The sequence below is a fragment of the Asaia sp. BMEF1 genome (genome assembly GCF_051628905.1).
Lineage (GTDB): Bacteria > Pseudomonadota > Alphaproteobacteria > Acetobacterales > Acetobacteraceae > Asaia.
On the sequence record NZ_CP157575.1, the window covers coordinates 1,303,806 to 1,326,549 of the forward strand.

General features: G+C 56.6%; 26 protein-coding genes and 1 tRNA gene. 15 read left to right on the plus strand and 12 right to left on the minus strand.

Annotation, left to right across the window (positions count from 1 at the left end; translation table 11 throughout):
• Nucleotides 1–97: 97 nt before the first annotated feature.
• From ABHV46_RS05580 to ABHV46_RS05615, 8 genes are all read right to left on the minus strand, one after another.
• On the minus strand, nucleotides 98–1,630 hold the full coding sequence (locus tag ABHV46_RS05580) for a peptide MFS transporter (protein WP_336944650.1): 1,533 nt from the start codon (nucleotides 1,628–1,630) through the stop codon (nucleotides 98–100).
• Nucleotides 1,631–1,695: 65 nt separating this feature from the next.
• Nucleotides 1,696–1,836: a hypothetical protein gene (locus tag ABHV46_RS05585; protein ID WP_336944649.1), complete on the minus strand. Its 141-nt coding sequence runs from the start codon at nucleotides 1,834–1,836 to the stop codon at nucleotides 1,696–1,698.
• 9 nt (nucleotides 1,837–1,845) lie between these two features.
• On the minus strand, nucleotides 1,846–2,775 hold the full coding sequence (locus tag ABHV46_RS05590; protein ID WP_438383474.1) for a DnaJ C-terminal domain-containing protein: 930 nt from the start codon (nucleotides 2,773–2,775) through the stop codon (nucleotides 1,846–1,848).
• Between the two features lie 116 nt (nucleotides 2,776–2,891).
• Nucleotides 2,892–4,415, minus strand: a complete 1,524-nt coding sequence (locus tag ABHV46_RS05595; RefSeq protein WP_438383477.1) for an efflux transporter outer membrane subunit — start codon at nucleotides 4,413–4,415, stop codon at nucleotides 2,892–2,894.
• A gap of 2 nt (nucleotides 4,416–4,417) precedes the next feature.
• A complete protein-coding gene (locus ABHV46_RS05600) occupies nucleotides 4,418–5,329 on the minus strand; it encodes an efflux RND transporter periplasmic adaptor subunit (protein ID WP_438383479.1) in 912 nt (303 codons plus the stop codon).
• Nucleotides 5,330–5,401: 72 nt separating this feature from the next.
• Nucleotides 5,402–5,596 carry a DUF1656 domain-containing protein gene (locus ABHV46_RS05605; RefSeq protein ID WP_025840443.1) on the minus strand — a complete coding sequence of 65 codons (195 nt, stop codon included), beginning with the start codon at nucleotides 5,594–5,596 and terminating at the stop codon, nucleotides 5,402–5,404.
• A 268-nt stretch (nucleotides 5,597–5,864) separates the two neighbouring features.
• Nucleotides 5,865–6,296 (minus strand): hypothetical protein, encoded by a 432-nt coding sequence (locus ABHV46_RS05610; protein WP_336944645.1) that lies wholly within the window; start codon nucleotides 6,294–6,296, stop codon nucleotides 5,865–5,867.
• A 135-nt stretch (nucleotides 6,297–6,431) separates the two neighbouring features.
• A complete protein-coding gene (locus tag ABHV46_RS05615) occupies nucleotides 6,432–6,710 on the minus strand; it encodes a hypothetical protein (protein WP_336944644.1) in 279 nt (92 codons plus the stop codon).
• Nucleotides 6,711–6,785: 75 nt separating this feature from the next.
• On the opposite strand from ABHV46_RS05615, the gene ABHV46_RS05620 reads away from it, so the two are divergent.
• From ABHV46_RS05620 to ABHV46_RS05670, 11 genes are all read left to right on the plus strand, one after another.
• The gene (locus ABHV46_RS05620) at nucleotides 6,786–7,895 is read left to right on the plus strand and encodes an ABC transporter ATP-binding protein (RefSeq protein WP_438383482.1); all 1,110 of its coding nucleotides are present in this window, start codon (nucleotides 6,786–6,788) and stop codon (nucleotides 7,893–7,895) included.
• 113 nt (nucleotides 7,896–8,008) lie between these two features.
• The gene (locus ABHV46_RS05625) at nucleotides 8,009–8,992 is read left to right on the plus strand and encodes an extracellular solute-binding protein (RefSeq protein ID WP_438383485.1); all 984 of its coding nucleotides are present in this window, start codon (nucleotides 8,009–8,011) and stop codon (nucleotides 8,990–8,992) included.
• On the plus strand, nucleotides 8,971–9,402 hold the full coding sequence (locus ABHV46_RS05630; RefSeq protein WP_438383489.1) for a hypothetical protein: 432 nt from the start codon (nucleotides 8,971–8,973) through the stop codon (nucleotides 9,400–9,402). Before ABHV46_RS05625 ends, ABHV46_RS05630 begins: the two co-directional genes overlap by 22 nt.
• Nucleotides 9,395–9,898, plus strand: coding sequence for a YcgN family cysteine cluster protein (locus tag ABHV46_RS05635; RefSeq protein ID WP_438383493.1), 504 nt, complete (start codon nucleotides 9,395–9,397; stop codon nucleotides 9,896–9,898). Before ABHV46_RS05630 ends, ABHV46_RS05635 begins: the two co-directional genes overlap by 8 nt.
• Complete coding sequence (locus tag ABHV46_RS05640; protein ID WP_336944639.1) at nucleotides 9,895–10,566, plus strand: M48 family metallopeptidase; 672 nt, start codon at nucleotides 9,895–9,897, stop codon at nucleotides 10,564–10,566. The genes ABHV46_RS05635 and ABHV46_RS05640 overlap by 4 nt, the downstream gene beginning before the upstream one ends.
• A 53-nt stretch (nucleotides 10,567–10,619) precedes the next feature.
• Nucleotides 10,620–10,705: transfer RNA gene (locus ABHV46_RS05645), tRNA-Leu, on the plus strand.
• 156 nt (nucleotides 10,706–10,861) lie between these two features.
• Nucleotides 10,862–12,226, plus strand: coding sequence for a tyrosine-type recombinase/integrase (locus tag ABHV46_RS05650; protein ID WP_438383496.1), 1,365 nt, complete (start codon nucleotides 10,862–10,864; stop codon nucleotides 12,224–12,226).
• A gap of 200 nt (nucleotides 12,227–12,426) precedes the next feature.
• The gene (locus ABHV46_RS05655; protein ID WP_438383499.1) at nucleotides 12,427–13,836 is read left to right on the plus strand and encodes a hypothetical protein; all 1,410 of its coding nucleotides are present in this window, start codon (nucleotides 12,427–12,429) and stop codon (nucleotides 13,834–13,836) included.
• A gap of 11 nt (nucleotides 13,837–13,847) precedes the next feature.
• Complete coding sequence (locus ABHV46_RS05660) at nucleotides 13,848–14,189, plus strand: hypothetical protein (RefSeq protein ID WP_438383502.1); 342 nt, start codon at nucleotides 13,848–13,850, stop codon at nucleotides 14,187–14,189.
• Nucleotides 14,190–14,272: 83 nt separating this feature from the next.
• Nucleotides 14,273–14,575, plus strand: a complete 303-nt coding sequence (locus ABHV46_RS05665) for a plasmid mobilization protein (RefSeq protein WP_438383504.1) — start codon at nucleotides 14,273–14,275, stop codon at nucleotides 14,573–14,575.
• Nucleotides 14,572–16,404, plus strand: a complete 1,833-nt coding sequence (locus tag ABHV46_RS05670) for a relaxase/mobilization nuclease domain-containing protein (protein WP_438383507.1) — start codon at nucleotides 14,572–14,574, stop codon at nucleotides 16,402–16,404. The genes ABHV46_RS05665 and ABHV46_RS05670 overlap by 4 nt, the downstream gene beginning before the upstream one ends.
• A gap of 8 nt (nucleotides 16,405–16,412) precedes the next feature.
• Here the strand turns inward: ABHV46_RS05670 and ABHV46_RS05675 are convergent, their stop codons facing one another.
• From ABHV46_RS05675 to ABHV46_RS05690, 4 genes are all read right to left on the minus strand, one after another.
• Nucleotides 16,413–16,925, minus strand: a complete 513-nt coding sequence (locus ABHV46_RS05675) for a hypothetical protein (protein ID WP_438383511.1) — start codon at nucleotides 16,923–16,925, stop codon at nucleotides 16,413–16,415.
• Between the two features lie 14 nt (nucleotides 16,926–16,939).
• The gene (locus tag ABHV46_RS05680; protein WP_438383515.1) at nucleotides 16,940–17,290 is read right to left on the minus strand and encodes a hypothetical protein; all 351 of its coding nucleotides are present in this window, start codon (nucleotides 17,288–17,290) and stop codon (nucleotides 16,940–16,942) included.
• Nucleotides 17,287–17,460, minus strand: coding sequence for a hypothetical protein (locus tag ABHV46_RS05685; protein ID WP_438383518.1), 174 nt, complete (start codon nucleotides 17,458–17,460; stop codon nucleotides 17,287–17,289). The genes ABHV46_RS05680 and ABHV46_RS05685 overlap by 4 nt, the downstream gene beginning before the upstream one ends.
• A 70-nt stretch (nucleotides 17,461–17,530) precedes the next feature.
• Complete coding sequence (locus tag ABHV46_RS05690) at nucleotides 17,531–18,163, minus strand: hypothetical protein (protein ID WP_438383521.1); 633 nt, start codon at nucleotides 18,161–18,163, stop codon at nucleotides 17,531–17,533.
• 256 nt (nucleotides 18,164–18,419) lie between these two features.
• Here ABHV46_RS05690 and ABHV46_RS05695 point away from each other — a divergent pair, with 256 nt between their 5' ends.
• From ABHV46_RS05695 to ABHV46_RS05710, 4 genes are all read left to right on the plus strand, one after another.
• Complete coding sequence (locus tag ABHV46_RS05695) at nucleotides 18,420–18,923, plus strand: recombinase family protein (RefSeq protein ID WP_438383523.1); 504 nt, start codon at nucleotides 18,420–18,422, stop codon at nucleotides 18,921–18,923.
• Nucleotides 18,924–19,092: 169 nt separating this feature from the next.
• Complete coding sequence (locus ABHV46_RS05700) at nucleotides 19,093–20,031, plus strand: STM4504/CBY_0614 family protein (protein ID WP_438383525.1); 939 nt, start codon at nucleotides 19,093–19,095, stop codon at nucleotides 20,029–20,031.
• 116 nt (nucleotides 20,032–20,147) lie between these two features.
• Nucleotides 20,148–20,705 (plus strand): recombinase family protein, encoded by a 558-nt coding sequence (locus tag ABHV46_RS05705; RefSeq protein WP_438383527.1) that lies wholly within the window; start codon nucleotides 20,148–20,150, stop codon nucleotides 20,703–20,705.
• 213 nt (nucleotides 20,706–20,918) lie between these two features.
• Nucleotides 20,919–22,562 carry a tyrosine-type recombinase/integrase gene (locus ABHV46_RS05710; RefSeq protein WP_438383531.1) on the plus strand — a complete coding sequence of 548 codons (1,644 nt, stop codon included), beginning with the start codon at nucleotides 20,919–20,921 and terminating at the stop codon, nucleotides 22,560–22,562.
• Nucleotides 22,563–22,744 lie beyond the last annotated feature (182 nt).

Below are 22,744 nucleotides of genomic sequence, written 5' to 3' on the forward strand. Positions count from 1 at the left end.
GTCCTTCTGAACAGGCTCGTTCTGAGCGCGGGGATGATAGGCATCTTCCTGACCGATTGGCAAAACCCTGCCCTCGCAGGCAGGGCGGGGCGGCAGATCAGTCTTCAACCTCGAGCGGCATGGACGGACGGGCCTGCGGCGTTGCGGAGGCTCCCATCGCCAGCATGTGCTCGCGATCCCAGCGCTTGGCCAAAGGCAGCAGGCAGATCAGCAACCCTGTCAGAACCAGACCCGCGATGAACAGATCGCGGAAGAGCGGCACATAGAGTGCCGCCGCCGCGGCACCCGAAGAGGGCTCACCGGTGGCCGCAGCAAAATTGGCTACGAGGCTACCCACATACATGGCGATACCCCAGACGAGATAGAGCGATCCCATCATGAAGCCACTGCTTTCGGCGGCGGTGTAGCGCGCAATGATGGCCAGGCCGAGCGCCATGGTCAGCAGTTCGGCAATCGAAATCAGGCCGTAGCCGAGCACCATGACCCATGCCGAAACCAGATTCTGCGCGTGTGATGCTGCAATCCACCAGATGAGAAAGCCAAGCGTGACCAGACCGAACCCGAGCACCATTTTATGCGCCAGAGACAGGTCCCGCCCCTGTGCGGCCAGCCGGTTATAGAGCGCGGCCAGAACCGGGCTGGCCAGCATGATCCAGATGGGGTTGAGCGCCTGAAACTGCCCGGCTCTCAGATGCACAAGGGTCACGCCACCGATACGCAGATCGCCATCGACCGCACGCAGGGCGAAGAGCGTGAGCGAGGTCATCATCTGCTGATAGAAAATCAGATAGGCCATGCTCTCAAGGCAAAGCAGGAAAGTCAGACGCAGGCCGGGTCGGGCTTGTGCGCCGGAACGAAAATAGAGTCGCCCCCAGAGAATGACGATGGCCACACTGGCCGCCCAGACGCAAAGCCGGGCAATCCCGGGGCTTGCAATAATGCCGGTCAGGATCAGCACGGTCAGCACGAATCCACCGAGCACAATCATGAAAGGCCGCATCTGAAACGGCCCCTGATCCAGCGCAGAGCCGGCATGATGAATCCAGCGACGGCGCCAGAAATAATAGAGCAGCCCCATCACCAGCCCGCCCGAGCAGGTCAGAAACGCGCTGGCAGGGCCGTAGCGATCCTGAAGCAGAGGGGTGATGAGCATCGAGACCGTCGAGCCCACATTGACCGACATGTAATAGATGGTGAAAGCCGCATCGAGGGCAGCGTCATCGCCTTCGTAGATGCGCCGCACAAGATTGGCGGCGTTGGGCTTGAACAACCCGTTTCCTGCCGAGATCAGCGCCATGGCAAAAAAGAGCAAAGGGCGATGCTGGTCGGCAAGGGCAAGCGCCACATAGCCGAAGATCAGCGCAAAAGCTCCCATGAGCATGGTGCGGCGCGGCCCGAGAATGCGATCGCCTGCATAGCCGCCGAGAACCGGCGTGATGTAGGTGAGCCCTACAAAGGCCGCGATCATGACATTCGCCGCTACATCGCTCAGCCCGAGGCGCTGCACCAGATAGAGCGTGAGAACGGCCTGCATGCCGTAATAACCGAAGCGTTCCCACAGCTCGATGGCGAACACGACCGAAAAGGACTGTCGTCGTGTCGGCAGCTCGGAAAGGGTGGATGAACTCATAAGGAATATCCGGGCAAATGAAAATCAGTTGCCCGGAGATATCACACTCGTGAGCGAGCGAAAGTCTAAAGTCCCGCCCAGACGCCTGAGATCCGCATCCCGCCATAACAGAGCACGACCAGAGCTGCGGTAGCGAGAAGCGCCACAACCGCCCCCATCACCTCTCGGGTGAAGATCAGCTTCCAGTCGAAAAAACTGCTCTTCATGGGCATATATCAGGCCTTCTCACCCTGGAGAGCCTGCTGTTTGACCAGAAACTCTTCGAGCGCCGGATCGATCTTACCGAGCCTGACCTGCAACGTGACATACAGATTGCCAGCCTTGTGCGCGCCCTGCTCTGCCACGCCCCGCCCGCCGAGACGCAACACCGTGCCCGTATCGGAATGAGGAGGCACTTTCATCGTCACTTGCCCCTTGGGTGTCGGGACAACAATCTTTCCGCCCAGAATGGCGGTGGTGAGATCGACCGGCACGCTGGCGCGCAGATCGCGCCCCTCGCGGGTGTAGACTGTGCTTGGTGTCACCGAAATGGTAATGAGCGCGTCGCCTGCCGGAGCGCCCTCCCCCATTCCTGCCGCGCCTTTACCGCTCAGGCGCAGGGTCTGGCCATCCTCGATCCCGGCAGGAATCCTGACCTCGACCGTACCAGCTTCGGGCAGCGTTACGCGGCTCGTCGTGCCCAGAACGGAATCCTCGAACGAGACGGTCAGCGTGTAGGAGCGATCGGCACCGCGACGGGTGCGTCGACGCCCACCACCGCCGAAAGGTCCCGTTCCGAAATCGGCACCGGTGCCCCCACCGCTGAACATGTCGGAAAAGAATGCCCCGAGATCTTCCTGGTTGAACTGGCCGCCGCCGCCGCCAGGGAAACCCTGACCACCGCGGAAACCGCCACCTCCACCAGGGCCGAACGGACCGCGCTCATTGCCCTCGGCATCGATCTCGCCGCGATCGAAGCGCGCACGCTTCTCCTTGTCGCCTAGAATACCGTAAGCGGCGCCGACCGCCTTGAAGGCTTCTTCGGCCTTCTTGTTGTTCGGATTATGATCCGGGTGATGCTCCTTGGCGAGCTTGCGATAGGCGCTGCGGATTTCCTTATCCGTGGCGCTACGCGTCAGGCCAAGCGCTGCATAAGGATCTTTCACGCCTGTTTCTCCTCATCATTCCTGAATACTACAGAATTCATACGTTTTATGTTGGTCCGAAGCGGAACAATTCAAGAGCGTCATACCGCCCGGGCTGCAAGCCTTTGCCACAGCCCCTAGCGCGAGAATGCCTTGGCCAGAATACTCTGCTTGGCCGCATCGATTGGCAAGGCCGTGTCTCGCAAAGCCAGCCCCTGCCAACCCGCCCCCATCGCGGTATAAAGAGCCACCGTATCGTGCAGGCGGGCGGTGCGGGCCACGGCCTCGCGATCCTGCGCACCCAGCAGCGTACGCTGGGTGGTCAGCACATTGATGTAATCGGTCAGACCCGCCGCATAGAGGCGGCGTGCCCGGTCTGCGGCAAGTCCGCTATCGAGCGACGCCTGATGAAGCTGGGCCACGTAATGATCGTTATGCAGCCACGATGTCATGGCGTCCTCGACCTCTCGGAAAGCCGAAAGCACTGTCTTACGATAGGTCAATCTACTTGCCTCCGCGCGCGCGCGCGCCTCGACGACCTGCGAGGTAAAACGCCCGCCATGCATGATGGGCAGGGTTGCCAGCATCATGAATGACCAGCTCATCGCATTGACCTGAAACGCCTGATACATGGCCGAGGCGTTGGGGTTGAACGTGAGCGGTATCGAGAATTTCGGATAGAGCTGCGCCACCGCTACACCGATACGTGCGGTTGCTTCGGCGTAGCTCCGTTCGGCTGCACGGATATCGGGGCGGTTTGCGACGACGATAGAGGGCAAGGTCGCCGGGAAATGCGGCATGACCGGCAGTGACGCAGCACCGTTTGGAAGCGCTTCAAGCTCGGCCTTGAGATCGCCTGGCATATCTCCCAGCAGTACGCTCACCCCATGGCTCAGCGTGTCGATCTGGGCCTTTAGCGGCTCCAGCGATGCCTGTTCACTGTCCAGTTCGCTCTGCGCCTGAGCGGTCTGGAGCGTGTTGCCGATCCCCTCGAGATAGAGACGCTTGGCGAGATCGACCTCGTTTTGCGCGTTCTTGACATTGGCCTGCGCAATCGCCAGACGCAGCTGCGCGCCCCTCAAGGAGATATAGGCGCGCACAAGGTCGGAAAGCAGTGTCATGAGCGTGGCGCGTCTGTCTTCGATGCTGACATCGATCGCGCGCTCGCTCGCCTCAACCTCTCGCCGGATACGACCGAAGGCATCGATCTCCCAGCTCGCCTGAGCCCCATAGGTAAGTACCGACGCTTCGGGGCGGTTCTGCGGATTGCCGGGGCGGATCGGCCAGTTATCGATATTGATCGAATAGCGGCTGGACCCGCCACCGGCATTGGCATCGAGCTGTGGATACCACGCAGAGGCTGCCTCTTCACGCATCGCGCGCCCGGCGATAATGCGCTGATCGGCAATGAGCAGATCGTAATTGCCCTTGATGGCCTGAGCGACCAGCTTGTTCAGCAGAGGGTCGTTATACTGCCCCCACCACTCCTTCATTTCCGCCTCGGTGCGCGCGATTTCTTCGGTCGTTGCCGCATGATCGGCCTCTGTGAAACCATTCGGCAGCTTCATGCGATCGGGCTTGTAATTCGGCCCTACCGTGCATCCGGCCAGAACAGAAACAGCGAGTGTCAGGGCGGCGAGCCTGCGGGGAAGAACAAGCATGATCAGAGATGATTCTGCAGCCAGGTGGTCAGACGCCCCCGCTGCCCCTGGGGAGGCGTGCCGACCGTTACCGTGCAGGTCATGCCTGCCGCGAGAATGACCTCGGGTGGTACGCGGTCGAGATGGATGCGCACCGGAATGCGCTGCGCCAGACGCACCCAGGTGAAGATCGGATTGACGTCCTGCAGACCCAGCTTGTCGGGCGATTCGTTCTGGTCGTTGATACCGCGGGCGATTGAAACCACATGGGCAGGCACGATCTCACGATAACCCATAAGCTTGACGCGGGCGACGTCACCCACATGCACGCCCCACATTTTCGTTTCTTCGAAATAGGCATTGATCCAGAAGCTATCGGCGTCGATCACCGCCATGCGTGACTGTCCCTCATGCGCGTAATCGCCTACGCGCAGATTGAGGTTGGTCACATAGCCCTCGACAGGCGAGTAGACGATCGAACGCTGCAGATTCAGGCGTGCCACATCGAGCGCCGCACGGGCTGCATTGACCGCATCCTCCTGCGTTTCGACATTCGAATTATAGATTTCCTGCTCCTCGGCCGAAACGATACCGTTGAGCCCCATTCGACGCTTGGCGTCATTGCGGCGCAATTTCAGGTCTTCTTCCGCGCTGGCCAGATGGGCCTGCGCTTCTCTTATGGCAAGACGGAACCTGACCGGATCGATCACGAAAAGTGGGTCGCCGCGATGAACGAAATCATTATCGTGCACCGGCACGCTCACAACCGTGCCCGAAACTTCGGGGGCTGCATCCACGACATAGACCCGCACGCGCCCGTCGCGTGTCCACGGGGCAATCATGTAGGTCTCCCATAGCGTGTAGCCCAGAAGGAGCGTTACCCCGAGCACAGCTAATGTCAGGAAAACACGGATCAGCGTACGGGCGAGCAGCACGAAGGAGATTCCTTGCCATGATGTGAGGGGACGGGTCGTTTCACGAGGAAACCCGCAAGAGCCTCCTGCCGCTCAGACATACAGCACCATCAGGCACAGCACGCAGACGTAGAGCGCCACTTCGAAAAGGGCGACATGCCAGAACCACTCTATGGCGCCTGTGCGCCAGAGCAGAAAGCGGATGAACAGGGTGACGGGGATCGCAGCGAGCGAATAGACGGCGATGGGAGAGATCAATACGCCGAATAGATTGAATTCTGCGAGCATCTGCCTCCCTCACCCCTTTCAGCATCGACCTTTCGGGATCAGAAAGAGGAGAGCAGAGCCCGACGCGATGAAAAATATCAGTTTCTCATCAGATCGCCAGGATGCGGACACCAGATGATACGACCTGACCGAACCCGGGGCGCTACAGACAGTCGGTCGGTAGCTCCTGCTGACAGGTCATAGGGGAAACAGGAGCCTCCTGCCAGAAGGCAAACCTGAATTTTGCATTAGATTTCCGGCAAGAATAGTCACAAGCCGTTCAGGCTGCTCAACGGCGGGTAAAGATATTCCGCACCGCGCCAAAGAGCTGCTTGCCTGTGAAGCGTCCAACGGGACCGATCAGCAGCCCCATCAGAGTAGAAAGCGCAAGGGTCTGCTTGAACTCGATCATCTTGCGGTCGCGGCGCAGGCGCGCCTCGAACTCAACCGGGTCTGCAATGTTGCGCGTCCCGAGAAGGGCGAAGACGATCACAAACAGCAGATCGATGCCCAGTACAGAGCAGGCTGCGGCAAAAGCTGAAAAATGCAGAACGCTATAGGCGAAGGCCCAGAGCACAGCATGGAACGAGACCAGAGCGAACAGGCCGAAGATGGCGGCAATGATGAAATAGGCGACACGGCGGCCGATGCGCATGGCCACGCGCTGCATCACCTCACCCTGTGCCTTGAGGGCTTCCTGCCCGACATCGATGACCTTCATGGAGATTCGCTAGCCTTTATCGTGTGATCGTTTCAGGGGCGAACCCGCAAGATCAGGTCCAAAACAGGACAGACGGTCTTGCCCGCCCCTTGAACGGGTTGGAACTAGAGGCCGCCCTGTCTCGGAAGAGACGGCCTATTTGGAGACACGTCCTGCAATAAAGCCAATGACGGCAGAAATCAAAACAGCCGCAAGCGGACGGGCCCGGACGCGTGCTTCAGCATTGTGCAACTGAACATCGGTGATCTCGCGCGCATTGGCAACCGCCTGATCGGCGCGATCGGCAACATCGAGAAGGGCCGGGTTGATACGATCTTTCAGAAGCTGCTCAAGCTGGCTCTTGAGGCCGTCGATCTGCTCCTGCGCGGACTTGGCAGCGGCATCGGCGGTGTGCTTGACGTCTGTTTTGCTCATGTCACAACTCCTTGCGCGGTGAGAAACCGCGTCTAGTGGTTTGAGCCCAAACGTTCTGAAGAGAGGCGAGGTTTCATGTCTGCGTCATCACGAGACCGCAAATTCCCCCTCGCGATCGAGGCGCTCGCCCTATCAGAGGCCGCCGCCCCCTTCTCCCTGCGTCTCGGCCAGGGAGAGGCGCTCAGCCTGTTGAGCGAAGACGCCCAGAGCCTGAGCCTTTTCTGTGATGTGCTGGCGGGTTTCGCATCGCCCACCTGCGGAAAGATTTTTATCGACGGGCAGGACATCACCAGTGAGCCCCCGGAACACCGCGCGATCGTGCTGGTCTCGCCCAGAGACCCGGTTTTCGGGCATCTCGACGTCGCCGCCAATATCGCCCTCGCCCTGCGCGCCAAAGGCGCCGCTGCCCAGCTTATCGATGCGACCGTCAAGAAAACGCTCGCCCTTGTCGGCCTCGATGCCCAGAACGGCCATCGCGCAGATCTGTTGACCCCCGAGCAGGCTGCAAGGCTCAAACTGGCCCGTGCCCTGGCTGGTGCGCCCTCCGTCCTCGTTCTTGACGGCTTGCTGAACGAACTCGACCTGCGCGCCGCCAGCAAGACACGCGATCTGGTCACCAGATTGCAGCGCGCGCTGGGCCTTACGCTCATTCATGCCGCAAGCAGCCGTGAGGACGCGCTCTGGCTTGGTGGGCGCATTGCCCTGCTAGACCGACACGCTCTGATTCAATGTGCCGATGCGGCGACCCTGATGGAACGACCCAGTGACGCTCGCAGCGCCAGCCTGTTCGGCGAAGCCAATCTGCTCACGGGACGGGTGCTGGAGATCGAGGACGATGTCGCGCGCATTCACCTCGCCTGTGGCGGTGTGGTCGAGGCCATGGCCGACGCCGAGCTTGCCGTGGACGCGCTCTGCATTCTCTGTATACGCCCCGACCGAATGACCCCGCTTTTCGGTGCGCTGGCGGCGGGCGACGATGAGACGCCGCCGCTGGTAGCAACCATCCAGTCGGTTCTGCACACAGGGGAGCATATCCGCTTCAGACTGCGTCTGGCCGATGGGGGAGAAATCGAAATGCGCCGCCCTCTTTTGCAGCCCATGCGCGGTGTCACCCAGGGCGCGTTGCTGCAACTTGCATGGCAAGCCAGTCAGGCTGTGGCCTTTCCCATGAAAGACGATCTATAAGGGCAGTTCTGCTTTCACCTTCAGCCCGGAAAGGGTGTTTCCTGCGCGCGTCTTCACCCTCTTCCAGACATGGCCGCAAGTGCCCTGCCTCGCGACGACGTGCAGGATGGGTGATGATGCTGACATTATGCCTGCCCCTATCGGCCCTGGCGACACCGCACCATGCCGCACACCATGTAGTGCGGCACGCCAAAACGAAAAAAAACAGCCGCCCCGTTGCTGCGGCGCGTCCCGTTCTGGCCGTCGTGTCAGGGAGCATCGACGCCCATTCGCTTCTGATGCCTGACCAGCCTTATCCGCTACGCGAGTGGGATGGCAGTCTCGCCACATTACGTGAGGCCGCCCAGGCGCGCACAGCCCCATGGCTGGCGGTCATGGTGGATAACACGACGCTCTACGCTGCCTGCCGAGACGGTGTGGTACAAACCCTGCCCGCACCGAGCGCACCGACGACTTCACGTGTGGCGGCGACCTCACCCTGCGGCATACAGGCTGGTGAACAAAGCATCGTTTTAGCGTGGGATCGCGGACGGCTGGGCGACACAGCACCGGACTGGAGCGATTTCTGGGATATTGCCCGCCATCCTGGCAAGCGCGCCTTGCGCCTCGACCCGCGCGGCACGCTCGAAATTGCGCTCATGGCCGATGGGGTCGCATCGCGCGACGTTTATGGCGTGCTCTCTTCACCTGCGGGTGTCGACCGCGCCTTTCGCAAGCTCGATCAGCTCAGGCCCTATCTCGTGTGGTGGCGCACCGCCGAGGAGGCAAGCCGGATCATGAATAGCGGTGCAGCACTCATGCTCTCGACCCCGTTCGACCGTTTGGCCGATCTGGGACCAAAGGTCTCTTTTGCGGCACAGTGGCGTCAGTCCCTACGCCAGAAGCTGTCCTGGGCGATCCCGCGCAATGTCCCGTCCGACCAGACCGAGGCGATCATCAAGATGTTGCGCGATCAGACGCCGCTTCATGACGACACTCAGGACGCCCCTCAGGATGGACGCGATCTGGGCAGCCTCGCCATGAGCGACAGCTTCTGGGCCATGAATTTCGATGCCCTGCAAAAACGCTTCCAGACATGGCTGACCTCGACGCCATGATGGTCGATCTTGCGCTCCTTGTTGCAGGAGCCGCCTTCTGCCTGGCCGTTCTGGCCCTGTTGCGGCTGATCGTGCCGAGGGCCTTGCCGCGCCTTCTCGTCGGGAGCGCGTCTGGTGGGCTGGTCGGGGCATGCTGGCTGAGCGCCATTCACGCAGGGCCAGGGCATAAGCTCGCCATCTTCGGTGCGGGGTTTCTGATTGCCCCCTTTTGCCTGCTGCCCGTTACCCGGCGCCTTTCAGGCAGGATCGATGGCCTTTCTCGCGCAGCAGCCGGGTTGGGAGCGGGACGCTCGGCCAGAATACGTTATTTATGGGTGCCGCTACTCCGACTGCCAATCGCCCTCTCCTTTCTCTGCCTCGTGTTTTGCCTGACGCTTTGCCTGTCACTTGCGAACTTTGCCCATGGCTGATTCCGCGTTTCCATTCTGGCAGACGACCTCTCTTTCGGACATGAGCAAAGAGCAGTGGGAATCGCTATGCGATGGCTGTGGCAAGTGTTGCCTGCATAAGCTGCGCGACGATGAAACCGATGCCATCTATTTCACGAATGTCGCGTGCCGTCTGCTCGACCTCCAGTCATGCCGCTGCTCCAGCTATGAAACCCGGTTTCGCAAGGTTCCAGACTGTGTCTCGCTCACGCCCGACATTCTGGCCGATATCGACTGGCTCCCCCCGAGCTGCGCCTATATTCTTATACGCGATGGGCAGGATCTGCCCGAATGGCACCCCCTGCGTTCCGGCTCTGTGGAGTCCATTCATGAGGCGGGCATTTCCGGGCGCGGCAAGATGATCAGTGAGCGCGAGGCCGGACTGCTCGAAGACCACCTAGTCGACTGGCCTGCGGAAATTCCTTCAGGGGTGGCGCGCAAAAAGCGTAAGCGCAGGCCTCGCAAGACCCCTTGGTGAGCACGACAGATCGGCCCATTCTCTGGCGTCGCTCTGCACGGACGCGCCGCCTCTCCTTGCGCATAGACCCGGTGCTGCGACAGGTAATCGTTACCTGCCCGCTGTCGCTTTCGTCCAAACGCGCCCAGGATTTTGTTGCTTCCCATTCAGCCTGGATAGACGAAAAACTCGCTTTACTTCCCGCGAGGCTTCGGCTTGTTCCAGAGCAACAGATCACACTGAACGACCAGGCGATCACGTTGCATCACGCCCCGGATCAACGCCGACCGGCGTTACTGGAAAAGGGCCGCCTCACGATAGGCGGGCCGCTCGAACGTTTCGAGGCGCGCGCACTCGTTTTCATGAAACACCAATCCGGTGTCACACTGCCCGCGCAGCTCAGCCTGCACGCCGTGACCATGGGCTGCACACCCACCAGCATCGTGTGTAGCAATGCTCGGACACGCTGGGGGAGCTGCGCCCGTACCGGCCGGATCATGCTCAACTGGCGCCTCGCTTTGATGCCCAAAAGCGTGCGCGACTACGTCATGATTCATGAACTCGCGCATCTCACGCATTTCGATCATAGCCGCGCGTTCTGGCACCATGTCGAGCGCTTTCACCCCGACAGACGTGAGGCGCAGAACTGGCTCAAAGACTACGGCGCTGGGCTTCTGGCCCTAGGCTGACCGTTGGGGATTTGCACGCTCCCTCCCCCGTGCTAGAGCCAGACCCGTGCTGTGCGAACTTGGCGGAATGGTAGACGCACGAGACTTAAAATCTCGAGTCCGTAAGGGCGTATGGGTTCGAGTCCCATAGTTCGCACCACATAAAGCATTGAAATGATTGTGTTTTTCAGGTTTCCGCAACCTGAACCCGGTGTTTTGCTACATCCGGGTGCCCCATCATGGCCTTGCAATGCTGGTTCGACGCCCTGCCGGATATGCTTTCAGACGTGTCGTTCCGACACATCTGCGTGAGCTGATGAGACGACGCGAGCTCTGGGTCACGCTCGACAGTCTCATCTCTGCCTATGAGAGCGAGCTGTCAGCGCTACGGTCCCAGTATCGCGTCATGAACGCAGAACACCTGCTCCATCGTATGCGGGACCACAAGCAGTTCATGACCTTCGTCGATACAGCGAAAGAGTCTGTGGAAGAGCTTCAGACCATCGTGCAACACTCCCCCGCATTCGACGTGCAGGAGAAGATGTCTGCCATCCTCGGCCACTTCAGCAATATCGAAACCTGGACCAAACCGAAGGAGCCGGACAAAAGCCCCCTGTTCTCCGAAGCGAGCGAAGCCTTCATCCTCGCCTCTTCGCAAAAGTGGAAGGACGCCGACTTCAGAGGTTATCGCAATGTCATCAGGCGCTTTCTCGAAGTCTGCGGAGACAAGGAGATACGCCTCTACACCGGCGCCGATGCCGGACGGTTCAAGGAGGTCATGGAGAAGCTTCCAGAATACCACGGCAGAAAGAAGAACGACAAAAGAACCGCCCTCGAATTGGCAGAGGAATCGACCCGGCTCCAACTCAGGACGGTCTCGGGCAAGGCCGTCAAAAACAACTTTTCCCGTCTGTCTGCCATCTGGCGCTATTATCTCCTGCGTGACCTCGTGGACAGAAACCTGTTCACAGGCTGGTCATTCGATACGAAGAAAAAACTTCGGCGCATCCGCTGGAGCGACGAGCATCTTGCCCGACTGGCAGAAGCCCCTTTCGAGATTGCCACATCCATTTCAAAGGAGACGTTTGGCTTCATCGTGGGTGTCGGCGCCTATACGGGCATGCGAGTGGAGGAAATCTGTCGCCTACGCAATCAGGACATCATGACTCTCAAAGGCATCCCCTGCATCGTCATTCAGGAGCATGAGGCTACAGAGGGAGAACCCTGGACCGAATGGAACCCCAAGACCGAAGCAGGCACACGCGTTGTTCCTGTCTGCCAGCGACTGATTGACGAAGGCTTTCTTGATTTCGCCATGCGTTCGAAACAGGCAGGTCATGCCTATCTGTTTCACGAGCTGAGCTTTTCAGGGAAGGACAAGAGACGGTCGGGGCTTTTTGGCAGGAACTTCTCGACGCACAAGAAGAGGCTGGGAATCCCTGCCACAATGGTTTTCCACTCCTTTCGTCATTACGTCTCCACCAAGCTTCGCAATATCCATGAACATGGCGAGGGTGGTCTGCGTGACGTGTGGATTGACAAGTTCCTTGGACATGAAGGGCAAAGCCGTTCGGTAGGCATCAAGGAATATCTCGATGAAATCGAGGTCGAGAACCTGAAGAAGGTCGCCGATGCTGTCGTCTATCCCGCGTTCTGGCGCATCAAGGCCCTGCAACAATAGACAGACACTCTGTTCGTCTCCCTGACGAAATATACCGCATCCGCACAAATACGCTTATCTGAGTGCTATACTCCCTCCTACAGCCAGAATTAACCCAGACCGGCTGTACGAAGGAGTAACGCTATGATTTGCACCGCTGACAGACAGTATACATCATTTATCGCATCTCCGGGCTTTGCGTGGGGAATGCGTAGGATGATGTGCAGTATGCAGAGATAGAGAGTTATATAAAAACCGACAGGCCAGATATCTGGCGCAGGCTGTATCCCCTGCATGGGTTCTACAAGAACGAAATCACACGAATAACCGCAAAAAACTGCGTCTTTCTCGCCTGTTTTGAGGAAGCCGAACAGGTCGCCCGTGAGGTCATCGCGTGGGTTGAAATACAGCCAGATGAACTGGTTTCAGGCTTCGACCTCCTCTCTCAATCTCACGCCGAGCTGAAGGAACTCAGACGAATCACCGGGCGTGTCTTTACACGCAAGGCCAACAGGTTACGGCGCAATCTCCGCAGGGTCATTGGCCTGCGTCCGGAACACGACAAGGTTCAGCAGGACTTCGATAAAGCCAGAACCGCAAGCGCCAAAAGCTTCATCATCCTCCCTGATCCAGAACACCCCGAACGAAGCCTGTCTGCTCATGATTTGCGCCAGTTTCAACTTCGCAGGAACTACGCGGTAAATCTTGCCATAGCCGATGGGATTCATGACCTTGCCGTCAACTTCCTCAACTACGCCGGATTATTCCTGACCCTCACCCTGCCGGGAGAATACCGCAACTGCTCCTACGAACAGGCCAAGACTGAAATCGGCAGGCGCTGGAAAAGTGTCAGACGTAAAGCCCGAGACAAGAATGTTCTCCTGCTGGGCATGACAGCGCTGGAACTGCATGGGGATGAAACACCGCATTATCACATTCAGCTCTATGTCTCACCCGAACACAGGACATGGGTTGAGGAACAGATACTCGATGCGTTCCCCAATGAATGCGACAGACGTGATGAAGCCATCAAGGATATCCGTGATGTCGCCAGAGCGTCACGTTATACGACCAAGGACCATGGCAAGCCTGAAACCAGCCTGACATTCATCGGACTGAGGAAAGACATCAAGCGCCGTTACCGGGGTGTGTACGAGGGTAAGGACACCAGCGCTCTCTCTGAGTGGCGTGTCAGCAGAGCCAGACAACTGATGAAACAGAAAACCTTAGGAGGGGCTGTTCTCCTGCTTCTCCGTGGGTTTGCTGATGAGAGACTGAACAGACTGACAGCTCGCCATCCTGATCTCCATTATGCCGGAACCGATACCCAGAGACTGCAAACCATGTTTCTGCATACCCTGCATTTCAGGGTCGTGAAGGATTTCAGGGAGACAAACACGCCCAAGGTTTCCATGATTTCAAAGGCGCCAAAGCAGGGAAACACAGCCTCTTACTTTGGTCCTGTTCCAACTTGTTTATATAGAAACCAAGAAGGTGTTCGAGCTTATGATCTGCCTTGCGAGTGTATGGACTCCCTTGGACAGCCTCCCCCTTACATGATGGGAACAGACATCAAGCCCACGCACATCAATGCAAGGCAAGATTGCGACAACGATAATTGCAACGCTTAAGGAATAAAATCTTGGATTACCCAGAAAAGATGAAAATACTGTACTCAATTGACCCTAACTATGAATATTTATTAACTGAAGTGTATTTTGATGACCTATTTGTCTATGCAATCAGCGTTGATGCTGGACTCGATAATATGACAGTCGTAACGCCTGGCGCCAACCTTCATGAGCCTACGATCCAGAGATCTGTGCCCATTGATTGGCTAATGAAATCTCTTGAACTAGCGAAAAGTGCCACTTACCGGCGTCATACACTTCCACCTCCTAAAGGCTCATGGGGAGACGATATCTACAAATTAGCGGAAAGGGAGGCTCAAAAGACCCAATATGGTGTTGGCGATAGCCAATGACATTACCCCAAGCATGTCAGATGTGCTGGGAACCAGTTTGCATAAACCCATGTCACAATAGTCCTCAGAAATGAGGACAAACCATGAAAACGGAGACATTACACATCCGGGTCAGACCCGATGAACAGGCAAGGATAAAACGCAAGGCAGGCACACGCAGGGTCTCGGACTGGTGTCGCCGGGTTCTGCTCAATGAGATGGCAGGCGGAAGCCTGATTGCTGGAGAGCTTCTGGCTCTGCGTCAGGAACTGTCCGCTGTAGGGAATAACCTGAATCAGGTTGCCCGCAGGTTGAACACGGGAGAACAGGTTCCTGTCTCGTCCCTGTCCCAGGATATCGATGACCTCAAGGCCCGCATCAATCACGTGCTGGGGAGGGTCAGATGATACTCAAGAGCAACCCCATCAGGACCGCATCCGGTTCCGGCGCCATTTGGCATCACCTCGTCGGGAAGACCGGCGATAATGAACGCATCCAGGTATGGAAGGGCAGACGCCAAGACATAGAGGACTGCATTGCGGATGCCACGGCTTTCAATCGCGTCAATGCTGTCCAGCACTTCCAGATCTCGTCACGTGAGAAACTGACGACTGAGCAGTTCGCAGACTGCATCACCATGCTGGCGCAGGAGTTCGGATTCAAAGCGTCCGATGTTGCCCTTGCCGTCATTCACACCAAGATACGCCATGATAGCGAGGCAGATAACCGCCACTGCCATATCCTGGTCCGCACAACCAATGCAGAGACAGGCAAGGTTCTGGATGTGTCGCACCGCTACGAACGTCAGGAGAAGGTCGCCCGTCTATTCGAGCTAAAGCACGGACTGGAGCTAACCAAGGGACGCCACAATTTGGCTGTGTATCACGCAGTCCCGGAAGAGTACCGCGAGAGATTACAGGTGCTCTGTGAAGGGACCTTGCCAAACTCAGTCCTCTCGGACCCGCAATCCAGGCGCAGTCAGAGACAGGGCGCCAGACCCTTTGACATCAAATATCGAGTCCGTGACCTCTATGCCGGAAGCACAGACTGGCAAGCCTTCCAGAGTGCGATATCTTCGCAAGGCTGGTCTCTGATGGCAGGAGAGAAAAAGCCCAACGTGGTGCTTCTCAAAGACGAGCATGGCGTTATCGTGGGCTCACTGTCCCGCCTGCTAGGTGTACGCAAGGCAGAGTTCAGCGCCTTTATTCTCGGCCATGAAACACCTGAGCAGAGCGCGATACGTCAGGGACATAAGGAAGACGTAGCCAGCCCTGGCCCTCGTGACACATCACGAGACCCATCTGGCAAGGGGGAAACCCCCGTTGACCCCTCTGATGATGAGCATGGAACACCTTCACCGGACCCATACAAACCCTCCGAGGATTCCGTCAGCACAGCCCCTGAACCAGCAAGTGGGAGAAAAATATCACAGCCTGTTTTGAGAACCGGCGCCACCGCTGGGAGTGTTGCTGGAACCGGAGCCGTACCAAACTCATCTTCGAAAACACGCGCCAGTATCACCAGGGGCATGACACAATCGGAAGCTCAAGCCGTCATCGACTTCAACGAAGCGCAGACAGAGAAAGAACAGCAACTCCGAGACCATCTCCATGGCCAGAAGCATTTCGCTGACCTGCTGACCGAGCTGGCCGAGAGCTTCCGGTCCCGCTGGTCTCATCTACCAACCGAACCTCATCCCGACCCGAAATCGCGTGATACAGCGTATATCAGGGCTGGCCATGAGAAGCGTCTGGCTGGATTGAGACAGGACTGGCTGGATGCGGAATCCCGTGTAACACTCTGGACGCCATGGCACAGGGCAGAAGCCCGCAAGGCCAGAGCCGTCTTCGATGAAGCGTTGGAGGCTCTCGGCTATCACAGGCACGATATCGGCAAGCTCGATATGAGCGACGACAGCAATTACTTCTATGCAATGAAATGGATGGCGGACTGGATTGTTCGCAGTCGTGAACACAGACACCGCGACTGGATAAACCTGCCCGAGGTGAAAACCTACCTCATATCGAAAGCCGAAATGGCCCGTTTGATGGATCACCTCAAACGCACAGAGGATGTCGCGCTACTTCTGATAGCAAAAACGAGGCCGGAAGAAGCAATGAGACGTCTGGCGCACACTCTTCACATGCCAGACGCCGGTCTTGAAAACCCACCTCAAACGAGACTAATCCTGAAAAACCGGAACAGACAGAACCGACCGTCATCCTTGACCCTGTGAGAGGCAGACTACTCGCATTTTCCTCCCTTGCAGGCAGTTGGAACAGGCTTGCCATCCTGCTTCAATTCATTTGTTGCAAGGGTGTAGACATAGGTGGTTGCCGGGGTTCCCTTGAAATGAAGAGGGCGATAGGCCGGAAATGCAAGAGTGATACTCTTGCCCGGAACCACCATGCGTTTCGGCTCGTCGTTACAATTGCCAAAATACGCTATCGGAGTGGCAGAAGCTTTCGCGACCCTGACGATGGAAAAGAGCGCCGGACAGGCCGTACCTCCAATATTGGTCACGAGCAGATAATCTGCATCGCCTGCTTCGGTAATCTTCTCGACAAACATACCACCATTGCCGTCAATCTCCGGAGTCGTGAGACGGCCATTGATCTTGAGAACATTACTGGACCCGTCTGCCAGCCCGAAGCGGGTCTGAGCCATGTGGATATCATCCGCATTAGCTGTACCGCTCGAAACAAACGGGACAACGGAAAACAGAGCGCCTGCCAGTACAAAACTTACTATTTTCATGAATTATCTCCTATTCACTCAGCCTTCTGCTGGCCTGCCAGCTTTCCGTTCTGGTCCCTGTGAAAGCGAAACTGTAAGACGCTCGGGTCATTCCCTGCAACAACGTTGATCGTGCAGTCCCAGACATCCTTGAATCCTTTCGTGGCTGTGCATTCCAGCCCTTGAATCTCTGTTTTCTTCTTGAGCGCGGTTGTCAGTTCAGCCTTCTTTTCCTGACTGAGGGGTGGAAAGGAAACTGCCTGCTCGACAAGCTGAGCTATGAGAAAGTCTTTGACTTCCTCTTTGGATGGAGCGCCACCACTACAGGAGGCCAGACCGAGCAAAACCGAAGCAACAGCAAAACGGGAATATCTGAAAACGCTCATTGCCTTACCCCGCTACCACCGCTGATATGCTTGACGGTAAAGCGATGGGACTGGACGATGTTGTTCCTCAGCGTGACATCGAGGGATTTGCTCTCATTATTGGTCCGTGTGCCGATGAAGCTGAGACCCGCAAGCACGAGTAAAGAGAGCAGAGAACCGAAGGGTCTCATGGATATCAGTCCTTATAAGGTGGGGAAGAAAAAGACGAGGCGCCGGAACTGCCGAGCCTGCCCCTGTGCGTCAGGCCGAGAGCGAGCGCTGAAGCTCGGGGGCATTCGCGACGGCTTTCTGAATGACGGAGAGCGCTTCGCTCTGGTTGTCCCGTATCATCCGCGCGCGATGCATGGCGCCGATAGCGACCAGAACCAGACACGCGAACAGACCTTTGAAAAAGGCGCCAGTACCAGCGTCGCTGTATGTGAGCGGGAAGTACAAAGAGACGCCGAACACCACAGCCAGCACAGCAAGATATCTCAGGGTCAGGCGCTTGATGCCATGGAAGGTCAGCGCACGAGGTAAATCCACCGGATTGGTCCAGAACTTCTGGAGCGTCCGGTTATGCATCACGACATGACCCGTTGTGGTTTGACCATCGAGCCCCGCCCACAGAACACGCACCTCCTGCCCCTCCCGCAGAGGATAGTTACCCCTGCCCTGCCACTCACGCCCAGAAGGCGAAATGACCCAGAAGCTCTGGTGATGGGTGGTGTGGACATCGACCCGTGGTGCATCCACCTGAAGACCGCCAGGTCCGCAATCCCTGACCTGTCCTCCCGAGGTTGTGGTGTGGGTCTCGGTCCATGACCGCAAACCGCTGACCCGTCCCTGGATTCCGTAAATCCAGACCTTGCGACCGAAAATCTCGACATCCATGCCGGGTGCATCCCCTCCGATAAACAGGGGAAAAACAGACGCTCATTCGGGAGGGAACGAGGCCGTCACACACCCTGTGCAGTGCTGAACCTGCCCCCAGGATATCCCGTAAACACCTGATTCTGTTACGATAATGGGAGGATGGCGAAACCGGGTGCAGACGTACCGAAAAGCTGTCCCGCAATGACAGGACGGGAATATGGGAAAATATGGCTATGCGAGGGTAAGCACATCGCGACAACAGACAGACAATCAGGTGAGCGACCTGCTCCGTGAAGGCGTGAGCGAGGACAGCATCGTGACCGAGACCATCTCGGGGGCGACTTCATGGAAGACGCGACCGGCGCTCAAGCGACTGGTGCGAAAGCTCCATGCAGGAGACACGCTCATTGTGGCCAAGCTGGACAGGCTGGGACGTAACGCCCTGGACGTGCTGACTCTCATTGATGTGCTGAAAAAGCGAGGCGTGGCGGTGCGTATCCTCAACCTCGGCATCGACACCTCAGGCGCCGGAGGCAAGCTGTTCCTGTTGCTCCTCGCAGGCTTTGCGGAGTTCGAACGCAACATCATTCGTGAGCGCGTGCTGTCGGGACTGGAGACCGCAAAGGCCAGAGGAACACGTCTGGGAAGGCGCCCCTCCCTGCCCGAGGAAGACCTCGCTCAGGCCAGACGTCTCAAGGCACAGGGGCTTTCAGCAAGAGAGGTCGCCAAGCTCCTGCACGTCTCCAAGATGACGGCATGGCGGGCGATGAACTCCTGAAAACCGTATCACAAACCCCGTCCCATAAGTGCATGACCGGGCTCACAGCCATGCAAAAATGGACTATTCCCAAAACAGGTGTTTTTGGGACGGGAGGTTTAGTCTAAAGCTTAGATAAACAATTCCATTGGTACAGTCACTAAATATTATTCATGGAGAATCATACAGTATGGCCAATATCGACACGTATTCAAAAAGAGAAAAAATATCTATCGGTATAGCGTCTGATGTTTACGTCTATGATAAGGTGCCAGAGATACTCAAGACGCAATTGCTTTATTTAATTGAAGATTTGCTTGGAAATAGCACATCGTCATACGTGGAAACCCCTCAATCTTTATCTGGAAATGGTCGATGGAATAATCTTCTTAGCGACATAGCTCGGGAACTTGGATTTTTACATAAGAAATCTCGTGATCCGAGAACGGATCTGCACAAGGTTCTGACTCATGTGAACCTAGGATTGAACCGTTTTTTGGATATTTGCGATATATTTTTACACAGAAAAGTAGTTCCTTCCCATAATTATCCCAAAGACGAAAAAAGAGAAGAAGTAATAGAAGAATTGAATACGCGATTTCGAGAAGCGGGATTCGGATATCAATATGATGGCAATAAAATTATCCGAATGGACAATCTTCTAATTCACAAAGAAATTGTGGAGCCAACTCTAATATTTTTATCAAACCCTTTATTCAATAAATCTGACTCAGACTATCGATTGGCCCACAAACATTATCGAGAAGGCAACGTAAAAGATTGTATTATTGCTTGCGGTCGCTCGTTTGAGTCTATGATGAAAGCGATATGCGATGACAAAGGCTGGCAATACGGATCAAAATCCAGAGCAGGCGATCTTGTAACCGTTATTAGAGCGAACAATTTATTTCAAGATGGAGCCGACAAGTCTTTTGATACCTATGTTTCCATGCTCAAGACAGGCGTCCCGGACTTAAGAAATGCGTCAGGAGGCCACGGAGAGGCTTCGCATGCACCCACTCCTGCTCTTCATATGGCAGCATATGGACTACATTTAACTGGTGCTAACCTCTTGTTTCTTGCAAGCGCTTGGAAGAACTCGCAAGAGTCCACCGGCCCTGCGATATAGAATATTTATGATATAATACCGCCATAGATTGGGAAATATGGCGGTATTGTAAAACCGCAGAAAACAGCCAGAAATGAACCGCCATAAATCCCCGCCAAAACTATAAGGGGAATTATATGAAATATGGCTATTGCAGAGTATCGACTTTAGGACAGGATCTACAGGAACAGGAAGACGCCTTGATGGCCTTGGGAGTCCCAAGGACCAACATCTTCAAGGAGAAGATTTCCGGCGCCGTGAAATCTGACGACAGACCACAATTCGCGAAATTGCTGAAGAAGCTTCAGGCAGGTGACGAGCTGGTCGTCATGAAGCTCGACAGGCTCGGAAGATCCACCCTCGACATCCTGACCGTCCTCCAAAATATCAGACAGCAGGGTATCGCCATAACCATCCAAGGGGTTGGCACCATCAGGGATGACATGATGGGAAGCCTGACGATGAACCTCCTCGCCTCTTTTGCCGAGTTCGAACGCGCACTCATCATCGACCGCACCCAATCTGGCAGGAAGAGAGCCATGGAGAGTGGCGTGAAAATGGGCAGGAAACCCAAGCTTAGCAGACAAGCTCAGGAAGCTATCCGCAGGCGCTACGGAGAAGAGACCGGAACTGCTCTGGCCAAAGAATATGGGGTCGGACTGAGAACCATTCAGCGCCTCGCGACACGCATTTGACGCTTGAGGATGTAGCAAACTCTGCTACACTCTCACGCAACATCGCTTGAGAAACATGATTGTTTTTCAGTGCCTTATCTGGATGCGTTTCGAACCTGTATGGTTTCGAGTCCCATAGTTCGCACCACTATATCATTGAAATTGATAGGTTTTTTGGCTTTCCAGGCGTCAAACCGGGGTTTTCCGGAATTCTTCCCAGAATGGGAAAGTTTGATGCTGCGTCTGATCGGGTCCCGCTACCATTTTCGCAGGGCCGTGCCGAAAGATATCCAGCCTCTCCTGAGGCGGTCCGAGATCTCCCTTTCGCTTGATACTTCGGCTAAACTCGAAGCTCGCAGACGGGCGGCACAACTATATGACCGGACCGGACAGTTCTTCGACAAGGTGCGCGCCATGAGTGACTCGAAAGACCGACCGCCCACACCAGACGAGATCATCACTTTTTATGAGAGCTTCGTTCGGGATACCGAGTCTGCCCATGCCATCGAAATGCGCCTGCTCGAACTCAAGCATGAGAGGGAAATGACAGAGATTCAGGTACGCTTCCTCGAGTTCAACAACCTTGTGACGCGCTTTCTCTCCATCATCGGCCCCTATCTTGCCAAGGATACCGAGCGGCTCGAAACGATGCGGAAAATCGTGAAGAAGGATCTGCCTGAAGCGCGTGCGGAGGCCGCCAATCTGGCCGCTCAGGTCAATCTCCTGAAAAGCATCGTCGTCGACATTGGAACCGCCACGAAGAGCGAACCTATCGCCCCAGTGCCGCTGACTGCTGAACCAGACCCACGCAAACCATCCACGCCAGGGAAAAAGCTTGCAAGCTCAGGTTCCCGCTCAAAGCCTCTGACGGTCAGCATGGCTGCGGGGCGTTTCATCTACCCGGATACCAATCGCTCAGAAGATACGAAACGCGGCACGCGCAAAGCGCTTGACCTGTTCATTGATGCCTTCGGCGACATGGAGGTTGAACGGATTACCGGCGAGACGGCTGGCGAGTTCCGTGATCTCCTCTTCCGTCTTCCCTCCACCCACGGCAAGGAGCGCAACGGTCGCTCGATCCGTGACGAGGTCGCTCGCGCTGAAAGCGAGAAGCTTGAGACCATCAGCGCCAAGACGGTCAAGAACCACTTCTCGCGTCTCTCCGCTCTTTGGGCGCTCCTGCTGCAACGTGATCTGGTGTCACGCAATGTCTGGGCGGGCTGGGACTACCATGTCACGAAGAAGGTCGAACGACGCTGCTTCAGCGATGCTGAGCTGGCGCAGCTCAGTGCGACACTATGGGCGGGCCGCACGCCCTCTGCACGCACGGCAGCCGCAATCATCAATATTGCTGCCTACACAGGTATGAGACTGGGTGAGATCTGCAACCTGCGATGCGCCGATATCGAGATGATCGAGGGTGTCGCCTGTTTCCAGATCCGCCCGCACAGCGAGAGCGGATGGTCCCCGAAGACTCAGGCAGGCACACGCATCGTACCAATCCACCCTGAGCTGATTGCAAAGGGTATTCTGTCTTTCATGAAGCCCGATCAGGTCTGGCTGTTCCCGGATCTGATCGTCACGAAAACCGGCGACCGTTCGGCAAGCTTCTCTCAGGCCTTTGCGCGCCTCAGAAGCAGAGCCGGGCTCCCTAGGGAAGTCTGTTTCCACAGCTTCCGCCACACAGTCTCGACCAAGCTGCGCAACACGGGGCATGAACTACGGGAGATCTGGATTGACCGTCTTCTTGGGCATGAAGCAACGCATCGCAGCCAGGGGACCATGAACTATACCTCCGCGATTGACGTCCCCAACCTCAAGCGTGTTGTCGAAGCGATCAGTTACGAGACACTTGATCTAGCAATTCCCGAAAGATGAGCGGAGACACATCTTTAGACGTCAGTTCGTCCGCTTTCGCTTCTTTGTGGACGTCGCGGGAAAAACTTTCGCTTCCGAAAAGCGGAAATGACTACAGGGTACGCGAGCACTGGTCTCCACCAATCTCGGGGCAATACAACACTACCTTGAAACAGACGCTGACTCCCAAGGAACAGGGTATT